Origin of the sequence: Flagellimonas chongwuensis (assembly GCF_013376415.1) — a bacterium.
In the GTDB taxonomy this organism is placed as follows: domain Bacteria; phylum Bacteroidota; class Bacteroidia; order Flavobacteriales; family Flavobacteriaceae; genus Flagellimonas; species Flagellimonas chongwuensis.
The window spans coordinates 462,443-484,422 of record NZ_WYET01000001.1; the positions used below are offsets into that span (position 1 = coordinate 462,443).

Genomic DNA, 21,980 nt, shown 5'->3' on the forward strand with positions numbered 1-21,980 from the left:
GATAACAAACTTTATTCCAAAATAGTATTATTTCTTTTTACCAATCAACGAAAAGTCGAGATGCCGTTTGACCAAATCAGTGTTTTTTACCATTACGTAAACCTCGTCTCCCAACTGATACATCCGTTTGGTTCGCTCTCCCACTATGGCATACTGGCGTTCATCAAAAACATAATAATCATCTTTGATATCACGGATACGGATCATGCCCTCACATTTGTTCTCAACAATTTCCACATAAATGCCCCATTCTGTAACTCCGGAGATGACACCAAGGAATTCTTGGTCCTTGTGATCCTCCATAAATTTGATCTGCATATACTTGATAGAATCCCGTTCCGCATTGGCGGCCAAGAGTTCCATGTCCGAGGAATGCTTGCACTTTTCTTCATAAATGGTTGCTTTTGGCGCCTTTTCCTTGTCAAGATAGTGCTGCAGCAAACGGTGGACCATTACATCCGGATAACGGCGTATGGGCGAAGTAAAATGGGTATAATATTCAAAGCCAAGTCCATAGTGACCAATATTCTCGGTGGTATAAATCGCCTTGCTCATACTACGGATAGCCAAGGTATCGACCAAGTTCTGTTCTTTTTTGCCTTTTACGTCCTCCAGTAATTTATTTAGGGACTGGTTAATGGTCTTACTGTCCTTTAGGTTGATACTATGTCCAAATCTGGAAATAACTCCGTTCAGCGCCATTAATTTGTCCTCATCCGGCTTATCGTGCACTCGGTACACAAACGTTTTCTTCTGCTTTCCGATAAACTCGGCCACCTTTCTATTGGCCAAGAGCATAAATTCCTCAATCAATTTGTTGGCATCCTTTGCTTCTTTAAAGTAAACGCCAACAGGTTCGTTATCTTCAGATAGATGGAACTTCACCTCTATTTTATCAAAAGAAATGGCGCCGGCATCCATGCGGGCCTGTCTCATGATCTTTGCCAATCTATCAAAAGTGAGAACGGCATCCACAATATCATTAGATACGGAATAAGCGTTTTCACGAATGGATATCTCTTTAGGAATGTTGTTTTGCTCTGTTTCTATGATGTGCTGGGCCTCTTCGTAGGCAAAACGTTCGTTGGAATTAATGGCGGTTCTACCAAACCATTGGTTTATCAATTTAGCATTGTCGTCCATTTCGAAAACCGCAGAGAAGGTATATTTTTCCTCGTTGGGCCGAAGGGAACAGGCCATATTGGACAACACCTCGGGCAACATGGGAACTACCCTGTCCACCAAATAAACCGATGTGGCCCTGTCGTAAGCCTCATCTTCCAAAATAGTGTCCGGCTGGACATAATGCGAAACATCGGCGATATGGATACCAATTTCGTAATTGCCATTTTCCAATTTTTGAAAAGAAAGTGCATCATCAAAATCCTTGGCATCCTTTGGGTCGATGGTAAAGGTTAGCACATCGCGCATATCCCTTCGCTTGGCAATTTCGGATTCTTTTATACTCGTATCCAATGTTTTGGCAAACTGTTCCACTTCATACGGAAACTTATGCGGCAAACCGTATTCGGCCAAAATAGAGTGTATCTCGGTATTGTGTTCCCCCGGTCTTCCTAAGACTTCCACGATTTCTCCATAAGGCGAATCGGTATCATCCGGCCAATCACCAAGATTCACCAAAACCTTATCACCATCATTGGCCTTCTTCATTTTTTCCGCAGGGATAAAAATATCCGTATACATCCTAGAATCGGTAGGGCGTACAAAAGCAAAGCTTTTTTGCTTATCAACAATACCTACATACGATGATTTTTTACGTTCGAGCACTTTGGAAATCTCACCTTCCATCTTCTTGCTCTTTCGTCTTGGCTTTATAAAAACTTCGACCGTATCACCATGGAAAGCCCGGTTCAGATTATTGTTATGTATAAAGATGTCATCCTCTAGTTCATCAACAATAATATAAGCATTGCCACTTGTGGTTAAATCTACCCTACCGGTGTAATACGTGTGAAGTGATTGCTTCTTTTGATACTTGCCCCGTTCGGGCTCCAGAATACGGTCACTGGCCCTCAACTGTCCCAAACGTTTGATTAAAAGATTCCTATCTTGGGTATCGTCTATTCCGAGTTTTGATGCTATTTGCTTATAATTGAAGCTTTTAGATGGTTCCTTTTCCAGTATGGTGAAAATGCCCTTAGTAATTTCATTCTTTCGCTGACTCCCAGCTCTCTTCTTTTTCTTTGACATTAACGTCCTTATTTTTTTGAAAAATACGAATTATAATCCTTGACCAACAAGGAAAGGAAGAGTAATCTCAAACAAAGTCAACTTTATCAACAATAATCAATATTATATTTTTTCTTCTTTTTTAAATTTAATTAAAATGATGATTATGATTGATCGTTGAAATGTGGAATAAAATTTTTTCAAAAAAGTTGCTTTGAACGATCAAAACTTTTTGTTCACAATTTGTAAGAACACAAGAATTTTAAAAATCAATCGATTAGATTTTTTGTACACAGTTTTTAATAACCGTTATCAACATCAATTTATTGAAAAGTTAATGTGTTTTTAATGTTAATTACCGCAATAAAGTTCTTCATATTGGTTGATTAATTTTTAATCGAATATCAGACCAACATTAAATAATTATTTCTACTGATCGATTTTCTGGAATTGCAAAATTTCATTGCAATTAGTTTTCTTCAAATAGTTAACAAAAGAGTGTTATTGTTAATGGGTTGTTTTTTAAACCAATGCAAAATTTCCATCATTTTTATAAACAACGCAACATGAAAAGATGTTGTACCTTTGCTATGTACCCATTTTAATACTATACCCATGAAAATTGCCATAGGAAACGACCACGCCGGAACCGATTACAAACTTGCTATTATCGGTCTATTGAAATCTAAAGGAATAGAAGTTATCAATTACGGAACCGATGGAACCGATAGTGTGGACTATCCGGACTTTACCCACCCTGTGGCAACAGATGTGGAGGAAGGAAAAGTGGATTTTGGAATAGTTATCTGCGGTAGTGGCAATGGAGCTACCATGACCATTAATAAGCACCAAGGTGTTAGGGGCGCCCTATGTTGGAACAATGAAATCACCCAATTGGCCAGAGAGCACAACGATGCCAATATTTTGAGCCTGCCCGCTCGTTTTATAGCACTACCGCAAGCTTTGGATATGGTGGAAACCTTTTTAAAGACAGAGTTTCAAGGCGGTCGGCACGAACGTAGAATAGAAAAAATTCCTTGTAGATAAACCTTATGGGGCACCATCATCATCACGGACATTCACATTCGCATGCACATCCCGATCTAAAAGGAAGAAATCTTCTTATCTCTATTTTTCTGAACATTGGCATTACACTGGCACAGATTGTTGGTGGGTTGCTTTCTGGGAGCTTGGCACTATTGTCCGATGCGCTTCATAATTTCAGCGATGTACTCAGCTTGGTCATAAGTTATGTTGCAAGGCGGTTGGGCAAGAAGAAGGCATCCAATCTTAAAACTTTTGGGTATAAACGTGCGGAAATTTTGGCGGCCTTCATTAACGCGGCTACGTTGGTGGTCGTGGCTATAATTTTAATGAAGGAAGCTATTGAACGGTTATTGGAACCGCAAGTAATAGAATCCAACTTGGTAATTTGGCTTGCCTTGATTGCCATTGCGGGCAACGGTTTTAGTGTATTGTTGTTGAAAAAGGACTCAGAGGAGAATATGAACATGAAGTCCGCCTATTTGCATTTACTCACCGATATGATGGCATCCGTAGCGGTATTAATAGGTGGTATTTTAATGAAATATTTCCAGATTTATTGGGTAGATGCCATTCTTACCATGATCATAGGGGTGTATTTGATCTATATGGGATATGACCTATTGAAGGAATCCACCAAGGTATTGATGCTTTTTACACCAAAATCCGTGGTCATTCAGGATATAGTGGAATCTATCTGTACCATAGAACCCGTGAAAAATGTACATCATGTACATATTTGGCAACTTAATGAAGATGAAGTACATATGGAAGCCCATATCGATTTTAAAAATGATATCCGACTTTCAGAATTTGATGAAATCCTAGAGAAAATAGAGGAACATGTGTACCATAAACATGGTATAAACCATGTAAACATTCAGCCCGAGTTTGATAAATGTGACTCCAAAAGCATAATAGTCCAAGATTAATGCAAGTATCCGTTAAAAGTTTTAATGAGCTCTCGACTGAAGAATTATATCAAATTCTACGACTCCGAAGCGAGGTTTTTGTAGTTGAACAAGATTGTGTGTACCAAGATGTGGACAACAAGGATCAAAAAGCACTTCATGTAATAGGAGTTAAAGAAGGCGAAGTAGTAGCGTATACCAGAGTTTTTAAACCTGGTGATTATTTTGATAATGTAAGTATTGGCAGGGTAGTGGTAAGCCAAGACCAACGCAAATATGGATTGGGCAAACAGATTATGCAGGCATCCTTATCGGCAATTGATGAAAAATTTCCGAACAAGCCCATCGAGATTTCTGCACAATCCTATTTATTAAAATTCTATTCGGATTTGGGCTTTTCCGCTTTCGGCGAGGAATACTTGGAGGATGGAATTCCGCATACAAGAATGTTGAAGGCTTAGACCAATCTTCTCGACACACCAAGTCGTTCCAAAAAATCCAATTTTAAAATAAGATTCACGGGTTTTTCCGCTTTATTTTGATGGGAAAAGAACAGATAGCCCTGATTTCTAGGGTCAAGTTGCTCCAGTATAAGTTTTCCATGCCTTTCTGTATGATGGAGGCAAACCCGTTTCAAACTATTTTGGTTCAGGCCCAATTCGTGTAAGCGAAGAATCAATTTTTCACGGTTAACCCAAGTAATATTGCAACTGGTGAACACGTTTTCTTCATCCGAATAAATACTGGTCACCAAGGCATAAAAATGTGTCTTTTTGGCAACATCGAACAACCAACCTTGCTTTTGTATTTCATTTTTGTGATAAAAAAGTTCAAACGCAAAAGTGGGCAAACTTTCGTTTATGTAATCCAACTGTGCTTTTTCATCAACAAAGAATTCATTTTCCGAGGACTTATCCTTTAGGATAAGATCTATGCCCTGCAATTGTTTTTTACGATGTTGAACACGTTTAAAACTGTAGTGTTTCAAGTGTTTTTGATAGTAGGAATCCAGTAAAGGCGCCAGTTGTTTTTCTTTGGATAGGTCAGCTTTGAAGTTGCTTTTCAAGTTCGGCTATTTTCTGGAACAGGGAATCACCTATTTTTTCCACAATGCCCACAACCAATGCGTTGCCCATAAAAAAGGCACGTTTGGCATCCGAAATGCCCTCCAATTGGGTATGATTATCTGGAAACATGTTCAACCGTTCCAATTCAACAGGTAAGAGTCTTCGCAGTCCCTTGGAGGTTTGGACCACGTGTTTAAACCGGGATGGGGACTTGCCGCCCTCACCAGTTATAATAGTTCTAGAAGGTTGATTAAGGGCATCGGGAAAAACCATGCTGCCCTCACTGTAATTGTATTCAAAACCAGTGCTGGTCTTGCGTATTTCTTTTTTTGCCCCTTTTAAATATTCCCATTTGGGCAAATCGTTACCATCAATGTAATATTCAGAAGGAACAGGACCTTTTTTCAAAACATTGGAGAGAACGGTTCTTTTGCCACTGTAAGCAGGGACGGTTTTTAGGGTAGATACTTTTCCATCAATACACATTCCCGTATTCAAAAATGGGGAAAGATTTTGTTCTTTGTTGAAGTTTTTGGATAGTTTGACCAAATCCTCTTCCAAATCAAATTCTACCAAATTTTGTGTGGATTCATCAACAGGAAACGCATTGCAAAAAGTGCTTTTCTTTAAAATCCAGTCGAGAGGAAGGGTCTCTGTAAGTTTTTGGTAAACAGGAGTATCCTTTGAATAGGCCAGAAAAAAAATGCGCCTTCGGCGCTGGGGCATTCCATACTCGGCGGCATTGATTACCCGCCATTCTATGGCATAACCCAAATCTGATAGACTGCGGAGCATTACGGCAAAATCCCTACCTCGTTGGCTGGAGGGCGATTTTAAAAGACGGTCCACATTTTCCAGGAACAAGTATTTGGGCTTAATTTTTTTTTCCGAAAGAATGCGGTGAATGGACCACCAAAGCACGCCTTTTTTTCCGATGAGTCCCTTGGAATTTTTTAACGAAGTCGCAACAGAGTAGTCTTGGCAAGGAAAACCTCCCACAAGAATATCATGGTCGGGAATTTCCTCGGTTTTTACGTTTTCAATGTTGGCGTTGGAATGATTTTCGGCACCAAAACGTGCTTCATAAACTAAGGAAGCATGCTGCATTTTTGTAGAAGGCTCCCATTGGTTGCTCCACACCACTTGGTAATACCCCGTGCTCTCCAATCCCAGGCGAAAGCCGCCAACACCCGCAAAAAGTTCACAGACCTTAAGTTGTTGCATGCCCAAAAATAGAATTAATTCCTTTTTTACAAAGTATCGTCATACAAATTTGTGATGATGGGCTTTAACTCCAAATGTGAATAAAAGTTAACCGAATTTTGGGTATTACGAACAGACGAATAGGTCCTGAAGGGCCATTCGTAAATTCAAATATAGTATCCGTCAATTGGTTGGGCTATCTATGGAGAGGATTAGCTATTTTGGATTTATAATTTCTAAAAACAGCTTCACTTATGAAAGCGACAATTATCTCTGGCATTTTAATTTTTGCCGTTATGGCATGCAAGGATTCAAAAAAAGAGCAAACCAAGAATCAAGACATAGCCACAATAGACTCCATAGAACAAATAGATGTTGATAAGAAGGAATCCAAAATAACACAGAGCAAGGCAAAAAGGTATGTGGTGGATTCGGAAGTTGACATCTATGATCCATATGACTTTGCGTTACAAATTGACACGCTAAAAGCGATATTGGGCAAAGAGATGACAATAGAAATTGATTATTCTGAAGGAGAATCAAAGGAAGACAGAGAAGCTTTCGTAAAAATAACATGTAAGGATACTGAAATCAAATTTTATGAAAACAGAGAAGGCCTTCATTTTTCCAATATTACAACCCCTAAATTATCAGTTTTGGATGGAATTAAAATCGGGACACCAAAACAAACGTTTTTAGAGGCCATGAAAATTGAAGACCCTCAGGCACTGTTAGCTTCAATAATTGTTTTTACCGATGATTACGGGGCTATGGAGTTCTTTTTTGAGAATGATATTTTGTCTTTGATGAAGATATATTACGAAGAAGGGGACTGACTATTTTAAATCATGCCTCAAAAAACAGTTTTGTAAAAGGAAAACACAAAAACAACAGAAAAGATAAAGACCGCGATCATAAACAAGCGGTTGAGAAAATGGACAAAATCCTGGGATTCTAAATTTTCTTTGATACGCGATACTTCCGGATTATTGGGAAGATACATAATATCCAACAGGTCGGATTCCAACAGAGAATCAACATCTGCATCATCAATAATTTTTTTGTCAAACCCTTCGAACCTCTTTCCCAAAGGGGTTTTAAATGCATACGAAAACTGAATGGTCTTATCATTTTTTATAAATGGTTCTGTGTTTTTGTAATCTATAATATTGGCCGTCGTACCCACGCCGTAATATAGAAGGTTCCAATTTTGCTCGTTGGTTTTTCCATTTACCAAAACACCAATTCTTTGCAAGAGTAAGTATAACAGAACGCTTACACCTATTAAAATAAGCCCAATTTGCCAAGTTTGCGATGTTCTGAGTACAAACTCATATTCCTCAGGGGAAGAAAATATTTTTTCCAAAGCTACACTTATCAGAATGTAGCTTCCGATAACATACAGTAAAATTTTCAGTATACAGATGAGAACAAATACAAAGGAGAACCTACAGACTTCTTGCGACAAAAAGATGGGGTCTTTGGGCTTACGAGCAATATTGAGTCCAACAGGAATACTTTTATCCTGTTCAAAACGGTGCAAATGGGGCTTGCTGTCCCACACCCTAATTTTTCTATGAATATGGCTCCCGGAAAAGTTTTCGAACAATACCAAGAGCTCCAAAAGCGGTTTTTTTCCCTTTTTGATGGTTTTTACGGAGATAATCGAGGCCTCCTTAGTCTCTATAGATTTACTTTTTCGGTTTTTAAGTATACAGAAGGAACGAGAAAAACAATTCTTGATCAGATTGTTTAGCCAAAACAAAAGCACAATACCAATTATGGTGAGCGTTAGGATGGTGTAGGTCATAAACAAGTTTTAAGTTAAAATACCATCTTATAAGATGATTTAACTACCCAACTTGACGGTTACACGTTTTGAATTGATAGATGCCCTGTTTGAATTGGTACAGGTGGTTTTATTATTTTAAAATAGAGGAATATTTGTTGTTGTCCGCGAGTAATCCGGTGGCTGTTAGAATGGCATCATCATGTTTAAGATAATACTTGTAAAGACCTTCTCTGTAAAAGTATCTGGTAATGATCTCGTCTTCCAAATTTTTCTGGATTTCATCTTTATAAGTATCCAAGGCATTGATTTTTCCACGATTTACTGCCAAAAGCAAATCCTTGTATTTTTCTTGCACCTCGGCGCCCAATAAAGTGTCGTCTCCATTGATGGTTTCTTCCAAGACTTTTTCTGTTTTGGTCTGATAAGAGAAGTTTTGTTGTGAGGCATAGGCCTTGAAGGCGCTATAATCAGAGTCGGAAAAGCTAAAGTTGTCGACAGAATCAAAACTATGGTCGTAGAAATATTGTGTGGCAAAATCAAAAACGATATTGTTGGATTCCAAAGCATCAATCAACGAATTTGTTTTTAAGGATTCGATGGTGATATCGGGCATTACGCCTCCTCCATCCCATACCTTTCTTCCGTTTCTAGTGGTGAACTCATTGAACTTTGTATTCCGAACAGCATTTCCTTGCTTATCCCGGTTCCAATAATCCAAGGATTGTATGCATCTACCAGAGGGCGTGTAATATCGGGAGATAGTTACTTTTAACTGGGTGCCATACGTAAGTTTGAGCGGTCGTTGCACCAAACCCTTTCCAAAACTCCTGGCACCGATAATTACAGCACGGTCCAAATCTTGTAGTCCGCCCGAAACAATTTCACTGGCCGAAGCACTTTTTCCATTTACAAGCACCACCAACGGAATTTCTTCATCTTCCGGCTGATTTCGGGTCCTATATTCCTGATTGAATTTTTTGACCTTGGATTTGGTGGTAACAATGAGTTCGCCCTTTGGAACAAACAGATTGGTTACGTTTATCGCCTCGGACAACAGCCCGCCAGGATTTCCCCTAAGGTCAAGAATCAACCTTTCAGCTCCGCGGCCTTTAAGGTCCTGCAAAGCAGATTGTGTTTGTTTTGAAGCTTTTTGATTAAAACGGGACAAAACAATATATCCGGTTTTATCATCGATCATATCATAAAAAGGGACCGCATCAACCTCCACGCCACCTCGGGTAATGGTGGTGGTTTTGGTTTCCCCCTGTCGTAAAAAAGTAACCTCGACGGTGGAGTTATTTGTCCCTTTGAGCAATTCTCCTGCGTTATCGTCAAAATCAGCGACCAAGGTCTCACCGATTTTGATAATCTCATCACCGGCCTTTAACCCCGCCTTATCTGCCGCATAGTCTTGATACGGCTCTACGATTAACAATTTGTTTTCATAAGAACGGACCAAGGCGCCAATACCGGAGTATTCCCCAGCATTGTTTATTTTGAAGGATTCAACATCTTGCTCGTTCAAAAATTGGGTATAGGGATCTAGCTCCCCCAACATGTTTTTTATGGCCGAATCCATCAATTCTGCGGGATTGGTCTCGTCCACATAGTTCATGTTAAGCTCTTTGAAGAGTGTGGTAAAGATTTCTATCTGTTTGGCAATTTCAAAAAAGTCGCTTTTAAAGCTACTGGCACCGACTAATACCACTACCGCTAAAACGGGAATCAAAACCTGTTTTCTAATCAATCTTTTCATGGGCTTCTTTATTTACAAAGGCATCTAACAGCTTTTTCATAGCCGTTTCTACTTCATCAAAAATTGGGGCCTTCTTGCCAAGGTATAAAAATATGAACGCAAAATTCCCTTCAATGTTGTTAAAAATGAGGGGCTTGTTGAGCCGGTACGTTTCTCTCATAAGTCTTTTGATATGGTTGCGGTCTACCGCCGTTTTAAATTTTCTTTTTGGGGCGACAACAGCGACCTTTACTCTGGCACCATCGTTAAAATTTGAAGGGAGGTAGATCAGCTTAACCGGAAACTCATGAAGGGACTTGCCTTCTGTAAAAAGCGCTTCGAACAATTTTTTGTTGGTCAGCTTCTCTTTTTTGGGGAAGGAAATGTCCCCTTGAGGGGACTTTAGGGGTGTAATTTCTATTTCAAAACCAGGCTTTTTACTTTGCATTTCATTTATGACTTCTTTTAAGGTCATCAAAACACTGAACATATTTTTTTTGACCTCACTATCTTGTAGCCGAATCAAATGTACGCCCACTTTTTCTAGTTGACGTTCTCTTTCTGCATCCTTATCATATTTGAACTCATGAGATATCCCATCAATTTCAATAGCGAGCTGTAATTCATGACAATAAAAGTCAACAATGTACTCAAGGAGAGGCACTTGTCGATGAAATTGAACCCCCAAAGCACGCTGTTTTATTTTTTCCCACAGAAGGACTTCAGAGAGCGTGCTGTTTTTACGCAGTTGCCTAGCGAACTCTTTTAACCTTGGATTGTATGGAATAATCTTGTTTTTCAATGGTCACAAAAGCTAAATATATTAAGAATAATTGGTCAACGAACACCCCTAAGGTCCCCTCAAGGGGACAAGGATGAGCCCTTCCTTAATAAAAAAGGGCGGCACAAACGGCCACCCTTGTTGTTCTGTTAAAGGAAAGCTGCTTATTCCTCTGCTTGGTATACGTTGTTCTCACCATCCACATCGGCCATCAATTGAGACGGGTCGATCATAATGGCCTGCACATTTTCCAAGGGCATGTCCAAGGTAAACTCGTAGGTTGGGAAGGCCCATGGCCAGTCTTCCAAAATGGTACGGTCCAAATTTGGATATGGGTTTTCTTTTTCGCCGTACATCATACGCAATGGCACGTAGTATGTTTTTTGTGTTCCATCCTTGCCCACAACCAAAATATCCAAGGGCATTGGCATTTCACCAATGCGCTCCATGGTAACCTTGGTATTCTCCCCATCGGCATCAACACTTTTAATACCGTAATCAATGGTATTGGTGGTCTGTGTCCAATCTGTTAAGTACCAGTTGAGTTCCATACCCGAAACTTTTTCTGCCGTTCTTTTGATGTCGTTCGGAACAGGATGCTTGAACTTGAAGTCTTCGAAATATTTTTGAATGGTCTCCATCAACTTGTCCTGTCCAATCACATAGCCCAATTGGGAAAGGAAAATAGAACCTTTACTGTAGGCAGAAACTCCATAGGCAAAATTCGTCGTATATCTGTCCGCATGGGTGGACTGGGGCATTTCAAGACCTGAGTTTACCAGAGCGTAATATCCCCGATACGACCCCTCAAAAGGGTTTTGTTTGTTCTGTTCCATAATCTGGTTCATGCACAAGCTGCTGATGAACGAAGTGAAGCCCTCATCCATCCACTCATGTTCTGATTCGTTGGTCGCAAGCACGTGCTGGAACCAAGAATGGGCCATTTCGTGAACCATTACGCCGACCAAGCTCCCGAATTCACGTTCGCCAGTGATCAAGGTACTCATGGCATATTCCATTCCACCATCACCTCCCTGCACAACGGAGTATTGTTCATAGGGATATTTACCAACATTGTTGCTGAAGAATTTCATTGCTTCCGCCGTTTTTGGCTGAAGGTTTTTCCAGTTTTCATTGAACTCTAGGTTGTCCTTGTAGAAGAAATGAAGGGTAGGACCATCTTCCATTTCATACACATCATGAATGTACTCTGGGTCGGCCGCCCACATAAAATCGTGTACATTGGGTGCTTTAAAATGCCATGTCAAGGTTTTGCCCTTGGTCTTTACTTTGGTTCCCGGTGTTTGATATCCATGACCTATTTCGTCCGGATTTTGAAGATATCCAGAACCTCCAACGGTATAATCTTTGTCCAAGGTAATTTTTACATCAAAATCGCCCCAAACCCCATGAAATTCACGGGCGATGTATGGATTTGGATGCCATCCCTCAAAATCATACTCTGAAAGTTTTGGATACCACTGGCTCATGGAAAGTGCAACGCCTTCACTACTATTTCTACCAGAACGTCTAATTTGAAGAGGAACTTGTCCTTTGAAGGTCATTTCTAAAGTTGTTTTTCCTCCTGAAGGAATTGGCTTGGCCAAATCAACCACAAGAATGGTCCCTTCCTCTGTAAAGGAAACAGGTTGACCGTCTTGGGTAAGCGATTCAGCATGGAGGTAACCCATCTCACTTTCCGAAAGGGATGCAATCCTACTTTTTCCATCGACCATCATTCTTTTATCCGGGTCTTTGATGTTTTGTAGCCTGATGTCCATTTCACTACCGGGCTGAAAAGCATTGTAGTATAAATGGTAAAAAACACGGCTCAATTCATCCGGGGAATTGTTGGTATAGATCAATTTTTGGGTACCGGTGTACTGATAGGTCTTTACATCCATTTGTACATCCATGGTATAATCCACGCGCTGTTGCCAGTCACTTGATTGTGCACTTAAAAAAAGGGTAGCTCCAAAAAAGGCCGAGAAAAAGAGGGATCGTAAATGCTTCATATATTATTTTGAATTGCTCTCTAAGGTCATTTTACCGTTTGAGATGTTGTCCGCTAAAATTAAGGCATTATAGGCATTAACCATCTTGCCGGACTTGGAAATTTTGTCGAAAGTGGTTGCTTTGGTCTCATCTCCGGCAACTATAACGGATGTCTTGGTCCTAAGCCCAGACTGCATCATAATGTTTTTAACCTGAGAGGCAGAAAGGTCTGGATAGTAAGAAAGAATCAGGGCAGCAACACCGGCAACTGCGGGAGCGGCCATGGATGTTCCCCCTTGAAATTCGTAATCGCTATTGGGCATGGTGGAGTATATGGCGTCTCCGGGAGCAAACACATCCACACGTTGTTTCCCATAGTTGGAGAAAGACGCGACCATTTCGGAGCCATAACTACTGGAAAGGGCCCCAACGGTAATCACGTTGTCCACAAACTCCGTTTCACTGTCCATATCGTCGTTGGGATAGTTTCTGTTTTCTGGAAGCTCTAGGTCTTCACCATCATTACCTGCGGCATGTACGATCAACACATTCTTGGATGCGGCATACTTTATGGCGTCGTAGACCCATTCTGCTTTCGGTGAAAAGGACTTTCCGAAACTACAGTTGATTATGGATGCGCCATTGTCAACAGCATAGCGGATACCCAGCGCGATGTCCTTGTCGTATTCATCTCCGTTGGGAACGGCTCTAATGCTCATAATCTCAACATTGTTGGCAACACCTTTCATGCCAATACCGTTGTTTCTTTGGGCAGCGATGATTCCGGCTACGTGAGTTCCATGACTTTCGGTATCTACCATGTTCTTTGGGTTTCCGTTACCATATGGAACGTCGGTAATATCGTAAGGGTCGTCGCCCACAGGCTCCCTACCGTTAAAATCTTTGTTGAGGTTATAATTGGCTTGATCGGTAAAATAGGTAATGCCCTCTTTAAGCTCCTCCAATACTTCTGGAATAGTGTCGCCATAAGTGAACATTTGTGTCAATACCGCAACGCTTTGCTCCATTTGTGCCGTTGTTGCCTTTATGGAGAGCAAATCTTTTTTAGTGTAGGTTTCTTTGCCAAGCTCACTTTTTACAAGTTCATCGGCACCTTTTACCACCTGAAATATTTGTTCGTACTGTTGTTTGTTCTGAACGGCTTCCGGATATTCCTTGTCGAGCAAAAGTCTTGCTTCTGCCCTTTCGGATGCATCTCCAATGTTCAAACGAAGCATTCGAACATATTCCAATTGCTCATTATAAGATGTGCCTAAAAAGTTATATCCGTGGATATCGTCCACATAACCATTACCATCATCATCCTTGCCATTGTTGGGTATTTCGTCGGAGTTGGTCCAAAGTACGCCTTTCAAATCTTCATGCTCTAAATCCATGCCGGAATCCAATACGGCCACTACAACTGTCTTTCCTTTTTTGTTTTTGATGATTTCGTCGTAAGCCTTGTCAACGCTCATCCCGGGAATAGTGTCCTTGATCAGGTCCAAATGGCCCCAGTTTTTCTTTTCCGTATCGGTAAGTTCGGCAACTTTCAGGGGTACGGAATCAATATTCTCAACAGGAGTCGAGACCAATGCGGTAGACCCACAGCCCATCAAAAAAATAGAGGCGGAAAGCGACAGGAACGATAGTTTGTTATATGTGCGATTCATAGAATGTATTTGTAAAAGAGTGAAGTTGATTTATTGTACTTAAAATAGTTCGTCGTAAGAAAACAGTTGCTTCAAACGGGCTCCTTTTTCGGTCTGCTTCAGTGAGCAGATTTGATTATGTGCATCGTGCTCGAACAAGAGTAGCCAATCGTTTTCTGCAGCTTTATGTAAAAATGATTCTTTTTCTTTTAAGGTCAACAAAGGTCGGGTGTCGTATCCCATAACATAAGGTAACGGAATATGTCCAACCGTTGGTAGGAGGTCTGCCACAAAAATCAAGGTTTTACCTTTATATTTTAAATGTGGCAGCATTTGCTTATTGGTATGCCCGTCCACAAAGTGAATGCCGAATCCCAGTTCCGAACTTTCGACAAACGGGGATTCTTTTCTGTCCACAAAATGCAACTGACCGCTTTCTTTCATAGGCAAAAGGTTTTCCTTTAAAAACGAAGCTTTTTCCCTTGCATTGGGTTGGGTAGCCCATTCCCAGTGTGCCTCGTTCGTCCAGAACTTGGCATTTTTGAAGGCGGGCTCATATCCGGTCCGGTCTTTGTTCCATTGGATACTGCCACCGCAATGGTCAAAATGTAAGTGGGTCAAAAAAACGTCAGTTACATCATCCCGATGGAAGCCGACATTTTTTAATGACCTGTCTAATGAATGATCGCCCCAGAGATAATAATAACTAAAGAATTTATCGGATTGTTTGTTGCCAAGTCCGTTATCGATCAAAATGAGCCTGTCGCCATCTTCTATCAAAAGGCAGCGGGCGGCAAGGTCGATCATATTGTTGGAATCCGCAGGGTTGGTCCTGTTCCAAATAGATTTGGGAACCACACCGAACATGGCTCCACCATCCAACTTAAAATTACCTGTCTCTATGGGATAAATTGTCATTCCGAAAGTAAAATGGGGTGCAAAATAAGAAAAGCACGACCCAAATGGCGAAAAAATAAAGATATATTGGCCGTATTTTAACAAAAAGGAGACGAGTTTCGTTAAATCCCAGGAATGTTTGGGCAAATATGAACTTTCGTATTGCGTTGCCCATACATTGAAGAATGATTATCTAAAAGAAAAACAGTAAATTTCCACAAAACTTAGACGATGCTCGAACTTGCTGGAATCATAATTCTTGGCATTATTGCACAATGGGTGGCTTGGCGCTTTAAGCTTCCTGCAATCTTACCCCTTATTTTGATAGGATTGCTGGTGGGTCCCATAGCTACTTTATATACGGAAGATGGATCAAAACTGATAGAGCCGATCTGGAATGGTGAAAAAGGACTGTTCCCTGGAGAAGGGCTTTATTATTTTGTGTCCTTGGCCATTAGCGTTATCCTTTTTGAAGGGGGATTGACCCTAAAAAGGGCCGAGATATCCAATGTGGGGCCGGTAATCACCAAGTTGATCACCATTGGCACCATAGTCACTTTTTTTGGTGCAGGGGTTGCCGCACACTATATTTTTGGCCTTTCTTGGCAAATTTCATTTTTGTTCTCCGGTCTTATCATTGTAACCGGACCCACCGTAATTACGCCTATCCTTAGAAACATTCCTTTGAAAAAGGACGTTTCGGCTGTACTGAAATGGGAGGGAATCCTTATCGACCCCATCGGGGCCTTGGTCGCGGTACTGGTGTTCGAGTTCATTAGTGTTGGAGAAGGACAGGCCTTTACCCAAACGGCACTTATCGAGTTCGGTAAAATCATCCTGTTCGGGACGACTTTTGGTTTCACCTTTGCACATGCACTGGCATTTGCCATCAAAAGAAATTTTATCCCCCATTATCTGCTCAATGTAGTTTCCCTGTCTACCGTGCTACTGGTGTATGTGGAATCGGACTTGTTTGCACATGAATCTGGGCTATTGGCCGTAGTGGTCATGGGCATGGTGATGGGAAATATGAATCTGCCCAACCTTAAGGAACTTCTATACTTTAAGGAGTCCTTGAGCGTACTGTTGATTTCCATTCTTTTCATCCTGTTGGCGGCCAATATCAACATCAGCGATCTGGAGCTTATTTATAATTGGAACACCGTGGCACTTTTCGCAGTAATTGTGTTTATCATACGGCCCATTGGGGTCTTTCTGAGCTCACAGGGGTCCAATTTAAAGTTCAACGAAAAACTTTTTATAGGATGGGTGGGCCCGCGCGGTATCGTTGCAGCAGGCATAGCTTCGCTTTTTGGTTCCAAACTGGTGTTAAGGGGAGAGGCAGGTGCCGAATATATTACACCCTTGGTATTTATGATCGTACTGGGAACGGTACTGTTGAACGCGACCACGGCCCGTTTTTTCGCAAAATTGGTCGGCGTTTTCCTGAAGAAGTCCGAGGGTATTTTGATTATTGGCGCGTCCAAACTTTCCAGACTCATTGGAAACTATCTTAGAAAGAACAATAGGCACGTGGTCTTGATAGACAACAACCAAAACAATGTGGAAAAGGCGAAAAAACTGGGACTTGAAGCCATTACCGCCAATATTTTCTCAGATACGCTTACTGACAATATCGAGCTGAACGATATGGGTTATTTAATGGCCTTGACCGGAAACTCGGATATCAACAAGTTCGCAATCAACAAGTTTCAAAGACAATTTGGGGAGAACGGGGCCTTCAGGCTTGTAAACACCGAAGAGGTGAACGACCCGGACAATAATCCAAAAGAGGGTCTTTTTTCGCACACCGATGACTTTATCCAATTAATGGACACTGTCCGTAAGCACCCTACCATCCATGAAATTGATCTGGATGACAAGGAGCACTATGATGAGCTGATTGACATTACCTATGAAGAGAGGGACATTGTTCCTTTGTTCACCAAATCCCCGGATGGCAGTATTGAGATAATTCCCGCCAATAGTAAAGATTTTAATCCAAAAGGCGAGGGCTATAAGTTGGTTTATTTGGGGAAAGAAATCGAAGTGACAAAAGAGGAAAAGAATCCTGAGAATGAGTAAAATTGTTTTCTGAAGAAGAATCGAAAATGGTTTAGAGACTATTCTATTCACTTACCATTAATAGAGCCGGCACAGAAAAGATAGGTGGCCAAAAAAGAATGGAACTCTAAATTACGCGCAATATGGGCAGCGATTTGATTATTACCATTGTGATTATTTGTATAGGGATCGTCCTGTTCATAAAGGACTATTTCTCCATAGATACTACCTCCATCATCATTATGGCACTGTTTATAGTGGCAGGCGTTCTTAGTCCCAAAGAAGGTTTTTCGGGATTCAATCACCCGGCCACCATAACCCTTGGGTGTATGTTTGTGGTAAGTGCCGCGGTATTTAACTCTGGTATTTTAGGAGGTCTTAGCGACCGGATCATAAAACTGGCCAAAATACATTATAGCATTGCTCTCATCACCTTTTGTCTTATTGCGGGCATGTTTTCCGCATTTGTTAACGATTCTGCCGTAGTGGCACTACTTTTGCCCATTGCATTGACCGTGTGCAGGGAAACCAAAATAGCCCCGGGCATGTTGTTGATTCCCATCTCTTTTTCGGCGTTATTTGGAGGCACCTGCACCTTGATAGGCACTTCCACCAACATTTTGGTGAGCAGCTATGCCCAGGAATATGGATTGGAAGGTTTTGGGATGTTCGAATTCAGTTTGGCAGCACTTTGTTTGGCAACCATTGGCTTTGCCTATATCTTTTTTGTGGCACCGCTTCTACTGCCAAAACAAAAAAAGGAGCAAGACGTACTTACCAAAGAAGCCCAAAAGTATATTACCGAGTTATTAGTTGAAAAAGATTGCCTTGATAGTAATAAACCGTTGCACATGTCCAAATTGGTCAACGACTATAACGTGCAGATATTGGATATTTCCAGAGATAGATTTAACAAGAAAAGTATCGGCCCGGAAACATTCATTTTGGAAGGAGATGTAATGAAAGTCCTTGTGCCACCAAAAACACTGAATGCTATTCGGGACATAAAAGGATATAGGGTGACAGGGGACAAACGTTTTGACAAATCAGAACTGGAGAAAAACATTTATGAAGTTATTGTTCCCTTTGGTTCTAGGCTTACCGAGGGCTCTCTCCGCTCACTTAATTTTAGGAGGCAGTACAATGGGTCGGTTTTGGCCATTCGGCAACGAGGGGAGATTTTGTATGAAAAATTGGCCGACGTAAACTTGATGGAGGGGGATATGCTACTGATTTTGGGCACTGAAGCCGATGTTGACACACTGGTCGAGCAGGGCTTGGTGGTGGCCCTTTCCGAATACAAGCATGCAAAAGTAAATTATAAAAAGGCCATTCCTGCTATTATTATTGCGATAGGGGTGGTGCTTGCGGCCTCGCTGAACCTTACCTCTATTTTGATAAGCAGTATGGTAGGAGCATTGTTGTTGGTGGCCACATCCACTTTGAAGCCAAAAGAGGCATACGAGGCCGTGGAATGGAAGGTCATTTTTATGATGGCTGGAGTGCTTTCTATGGGAACGGCCCTTGAAAAGACTGGCGGGGCCGAAAAAATCGCCCAATTTATAGAACAGACGCTGGGAAATTACCACGCCCAAGTGACCCTGAGCATATTGTATTTAGTTACTTTTTTGAGCACCAATGTGCTCTCAAGCAAGGCCACGGCTGCATTGATGACGCCGATAGTCATCAGTTTGGCTTCTGCAATGGAGATAAGCGAAAGACCATTTTTGGTTGCGGTGATGTTCGCTTGCTCCCTAACGTTTATGACCCCGGTAAGCTATCCGACCAATACAATGGTCTATGCTCCGGGAAACTATAAATTCAATGATTTTTTAAGGGTCGGGACCCCGCTCAATATTGTTATTTGGATAGCGGCCACTTTTGTGATACCGTATTTTTTCCCTTTTCAATAAATCAAGAATCCTCTTTTTTGGCGATTCGTCAATTGATATGGGCCATCCGTCAATTGACAGGTGCCTCTTTTCAAAATCATATATATCTTTTCCGTGAGTTGCGGCTAAATCGAAACCAAACCATAGTATAAATTAATATGGTTTCTATTGGTCATGCAAGCTTGAGATAAAATTTAAACCATATGACAATAGCAGAAGCTTTAAAAGAAAAGAACAGACTTATCAGAAATATTCTGGAACTGCAAAAAAGGATTTCGACCTATAATTGTGTTATTGAAGGAAACCCAAGGGCATACGACCCCAAGAAAGTTTTGGAAGAACTCAATGATACAATAGATAGGCTGGTCAGTATAAAAACGAGGATTACGAAAACCAATCAAGCTGTACAAGAGAAAATATATCGATTGTCCGAACTCAAGACACTGGCTAAATTTTTAAAGACCATTCCTACTACGGAGGGAAAAGCCCCCGCAGGAAAAACTTATTATTCCCAACCGGAGACATATGTTTGGGAATCATCCATCAAAACAAAAGAAAGAGATGCCCATATTATTGACTTGGAGGAGGAGATTGATAAAATCCAACAAGAATTGGACACTCATAACTATAATACAACTATATAGTAAAAAAGTGTGGTGCAGAAATGCAATTACTGTTTGTTGATACCGAAGTTCAACTTGAAAAAGTTATTGGGGGTACAGCTTTATTTGATTTAGCCATTACAATTCAAACGTCAAGAAAGTTGTAATCAAGCTTCAAAACATAGGACTCAATATTCATGATACCTTAACAGCTTCAGTCTGACAACATTGATTCAGAGTATGCACTGCACCCTTTTATGCATTAATCGTTCAATTTTAGAACGGCCATAAACGCCTGCTGTGGAATTTCCACGTTACCCACTTGTCGCATACGCTTTTTCCCTTTTTTCTGCTTTTCCAACAATTTACGCTTACGGGAAATATCGCCACCATAACATTTGGCCGTAACATCTTTTCGCAATGCTTTTATGGTTTCCCTGGAAATAATCTTGGATCCGATAGCGGCTTGAATCGGAATATCGAACTGTTGCCTTGGTATAAGCTCCTTTAATTTCTCGCACATCTTTTTACCGATGGTATGTGCATTATCAAAATGGACCAATGCGGATAGCGCATCCACCGGTTGGGCGTTCAAAAGTATATCTACGCGAACCAGCTTCGATACACGCATCCCTATCGGTGAATAATCAAAGGAAGCGTAGCCTTTTGAAACGGTCTTTAACCGGTCGTAAAAATCAAAAACGATTTCCGCCAATGGCATATCAAAAATGAGCTCTACCCTTTCTGTGGTCAAATACGTCTGGTTGACGATCTGTCCCCGTTTCTCAATACAAAGTGACATTACGTTCCCAACAAAATCCGACTTGGTGATAATAGTGGCCTTTATGTAAGGCTCCTCAACACGGTCTACGGTCGATGGGTCGGGAAGGTCGGACGGGTTGTTTACGATAACGGCCGTTTCTTTGTCTTTTGTGGTGTACGCGTGGTAGCTAACGTTAGGTACCGTAGTGATTACGGTCATATCAAATTCCCGCTCCAAACGCTCTTGGATGATCTCCATGTGCAGCATGCCCAAAAACCCGCAACGGAAACCAAAGCCCAATGCCGCACTACTTTCAGGAGTAAACACTAAGGAAGCATCGTTAAGCTGGAGCTTCTCCATGGAAGAGCGGAGGTCTTCAAAATCTTCGGTGTCCACAGGGTAGATTCCAGCGAAAACCATGGGTTTTACATCCTCAAAACCACCGATTGGGTTTTTCGTCGGATTGGCCGAATCGGTGATTGTATCACCCACTTTTACCTCTCGGGCATCTTTGATACCGGTAATCAAATAGCCCACATCCCCGGTTGAAATCTTCTGTTTGGGGTGTTGTGTAAGTTTCAAGGTTCCAATCTCATCGGCCTCATACGACCTACCAGTAGCTACAAATTTTATTTTCTGTCCTTTAGTGATTTCACCGTTAACCACCCTAAAATAGGTCTCAACGCCTCTAAATGGGTTGTATACGGAATCAAAGACCAAGGCCTGTAACGGTTCGTCGCGATTTCCCTTTGGTGCAGGTATGCGGTCGATGATCGCGGTCAAAATTTCTTCTATTCCAATTCCAGTTTTTGCGCTGGCAGGAATTACTTCTTCCGGTTTGCACCCCAAAAGGTCAACGATGTCGTCGGTAACTTCTTCTGGATTGGCACTGGGAAGGTCAACTTTGTTGAGGACAGGAATAATCTCCAAATCGTTTTCCAACGCCAGGTACAGGTTGGATATGGTCTGTGCCTGGATACTTTGTGCAGCATCGACTACTAAAAGTGCACCTTCACACGCAGCAATGGAACGGGAAACTTCATAGGAAAAATCCACGTGACCGGGAGTATCAATCAAATTAAGCACATATTTTTCACCATTGTGCATGTAATCCATTTGAATGGCGTGGCTCTTGATGGTGATTCCCCTTTCGCGTTCCAAGTCCATGTTGTCCAACAATTGGTCTTGTTTTTCGCGTTCGGTCACCGAGCCTGTAAAATCCAACAAACGGTCTGCCAAGGTACTTTTACCGTGGTCTATGTGCGCAATGATGCAAAAATTCCTGATCTTCTCCATATCAACAATAACATACCCTAAAAAGGGATATAATCAACTGCAAATATAATTGTTTTAAATACCTGTAAACGGTTTTTTCTCAATAAGAAAATTCCT

At 41.2% G+C, this 21,980-nt stretch carries 17 protein-coding genes; 7 read left to right on the plus strand and 10 right to left on the minus strand.

Annotated elements, in window-relative coordinates; all coding sequences use genetic code 11:
• Positions 1 to 27: 27 nt before the first annotated feature.
• Entirely contained in the window at positions 28 to 2,211 is a 2,184-nt protein-coding gene (gene rnr, locus GUA46_RS02040; RefSeq protein WP_176619090.1) for a ribonuclease R, read from the minus strand.
• Positions 2,212 to 2,805: 594 nt separating this feature from the next.
• Here rnr and rpiB point away from each other — a divergent pair.
• From rpiB to GUA46_RS02055, 3 genes are read left to right on the plus strand one after another with little or no spacing between them, the layout of a single operon-like run.
• Positions 2,806 to 3,237 carry a ribose 5-phosphate isomerase B gene (rpiB, locus tag GUA46_RS02045; protein ID WP_176619091.1) on the plus strand — a complete coding sequence of 144 codons (432 nt, stop codon included), beginning with the start codon at positions 2,806 to 2,808 and terminating at the stop codon, positions 3,235 to 3,237.
• 5 nt (positions 3,238 to 3,242) lie between these two features.
• Entirely contained in the window at positions 3,243 to 4,166 is a 924-nt protein-coding gene (locus GUA46_RS02050) for a cation diffusion facilitator family transporter (RefSeq protein WP_176619092.1), read from the plus strand.
• Positions 4,166 to 4,606 (plus strand): GNAT family N-acetyltransferase, encoded by a 441-nt coding sequence (locus GUA46_RS02055; protein WP_108245650.1) that lies wholly within the window; start codon positions 4,166 to 4,168, stop codon positions 4,604 to 4,606. The genes GUA46_RS02050 and GUA46_RS02055 overlap by 1 nt, the downstream gene beginning before the upstream one ends.
• Here GUA46_RS02055 and GUA46_RS02060 read toward each other — a convergent pair.
• Entirely contained in the window at positions 4,603 to 5,211 is a 609-nt protein-coding gene (locus GUA46_RS02060; protein WP_176619093.1) for a hypothetical protein, read from the minus strand. The two genes, GUA46_RS02055 and GUA46_RS02060, sit on opposite strands and share 4 nt — an antisense overlap.
• Positions 5,189 to 6,436, minus strand: a complete 1,248-nt coding sequence (gene dcm, locus GUA46_RS02065; protein ID WP_108245652.1) for a DNA (cytosine-5-)-methyltransferase — start codon at positions 6,434 to 6,436, stop codon at positions 5,189 to 5,191. The genes GUA46_RS02060 and dcm overlap by 23 nt, the downstream gene beginning before the upstream one ends.
• 233 nt (positions 6,437 to 6,669) lie before the next feature.
• Here dcm and GUA46_RS02070 point away from each other — a divergent pair, with 233 nt between their 5' ends.
• Entirely contained in the window at positions 6,670 to 7,251 is a 582-nt protein-coding gene (locus tag GUA46_RS02070; RefSeq protein WP_176619094.1) for a hypothetical protein, read from the plus strand.
• A gap of 17 nt (positions 7,252 to 7,268) precedes the next feature.
• Here GUA46_RS02070 and GUA46_RS02075 read toward each other — a convergent pair whose 3' ends face one another.
• The 6 genes from GUA46_RS02075 to GUA46_RS02100 all read right to left on the minus strand — a co-directional run bounded on the left by GUA46_RS02075 (position 7,269) and on the right by GUA46_RS02100 (position 15,288).
• Entirely contained in the window at positions 7,269 to 8,225 is a 957-nt protein-coding gene (locus GUA46_RS02075) for a hypothetical protein (RefSeq protein WP_176619095.1), read from the minus strand.
• 112 nt (positions 8,226 to 8,337) lie between these two features.
• Positions 8,338 to 9,963, minus strand: a complete 1,626-nt coding sequence (locus GUA46_RS02080) for a S41 family peptidase (protein ID WP_176619096.1) — start codon at positions 9,961 to 9,963, stop codon at positions 8,338 to 8,340.
• Positions 9,947 to 10,744: a ribonuclease P protein component gene (locus GUA46_RS16930; RefSeq protein WP_176619097.1), complete on the minus strand. Its 798-nt coding sequence runs from the start codon at positions 10,742 to 10,744 to the stop codon at positions 9,947 to 9,949. The genes GUA46_RS02080 and GUA46_RS16930 overlap by 17 nt, the downstream gene beginning before the upstream one ends.
• Before the next feature lie 143 nt (positions 10,745 to 10,887).
• Complete coding sequence (locus GUA46_RS02090; protein ID WP_176619098.1) at positions 10,888 to 12,738, minus strand: M1 family metallopeptidase; 1,851 nt, start codon at positions 12,736 to 12,738, stop codon at positions 10,888 to 10,890.
• Positions 12,739 to 12,741: 3 nt separating this feature from the next.
• The gene (locus tag GUA46_RS02095; RefSeq protein WP_176619099.1) at positions 12,742 to 14,391 is read right to left on the minus strand and encodes a S8 family peptidase; all 1,650 of its coding nucleotides are present in this window, start codon (positions 14,389 to 14,391) and stop codon (positions 12,742 to 12,744) included.
• Positions 14,392 to 14,430: 39 nt separating this feature from the next.
• A complete protein-coding gene (locus tag GUA46_RS02100; protein WP_176619100.1) occupies positions 14,431 to 15,288 on the minus strand; it encodes an MBL fold metallo-hydrolase in 858 nt (285 codons plus the stop codon).
• A 210-nt stretch (positions 15,289 to 15,498) separates the two neighbouring features.
• On the opposite strand from GUA46_RS02100, the gene GUA46_RS02105 reads away from it, so the two are divergent.
• From GUA46_RS02105 to GUA46_RS02115, 3 genes are all read left to right on the plus strand, one after another.
• On the plus strand, positions 15,499 to 17,352 hold the full coding sequence (locus tag GUA46_RS02105; RefSeq protein WP_176619101.1) for a cation:proton antiporter: 1,854 nt from the start codon (positions 15,499 to 15,501) through the stop codon (positions 17,350 to 17,352).
• Between the two features lie 122 nt (positions 17,353 to 17,474).
• Positions 17,475 to 19,244 carry an SLC13 family permease gene (locus tag GUA46_RS02110; RefSeq protein ID WP_176619102.1) on the plus strand — a complete coding sequence of 590 codons (1,770 nt, stop codon included), beginning with the start codon at positions 17,475 to 17,477 and terminating at the stop codon, positions 19,242 to 19,244.
• Positions 19,245 to 19,426: 182 nt separating this feature from the next.
• Positions 19,427 to 19,867: a DIP1984 family protein gene (locus tag GUA46_RS02115; protein WP_176619103.1), complete on the plus strand. Its 441-nt coding sequence runs from the start codon at positions 19,427 to 19,429 to the stop codon at positions 19,865 to 19,867.
• Positions 19,868 to 20,087: 220 nt separating this feature from the next.
• Here the strand turns inward: GUA46_RS02115 and lepA are convergent, their stop codons facing one another.
• Positions 20,088 to 21,884, minus strand: a complete 1,797-nt coding sequence (gene lepA / locus GUA46_RS02120; RefSeq protein ID WP_108245663.1) for a translation elongation factor 4 — start codon at positions 21,882 to 21,884, stop codon at positions 20,088 to 20,090.
• Between the last annotated feature and the right edge of the window lie 96 nt (positions 21,885 to 21,980).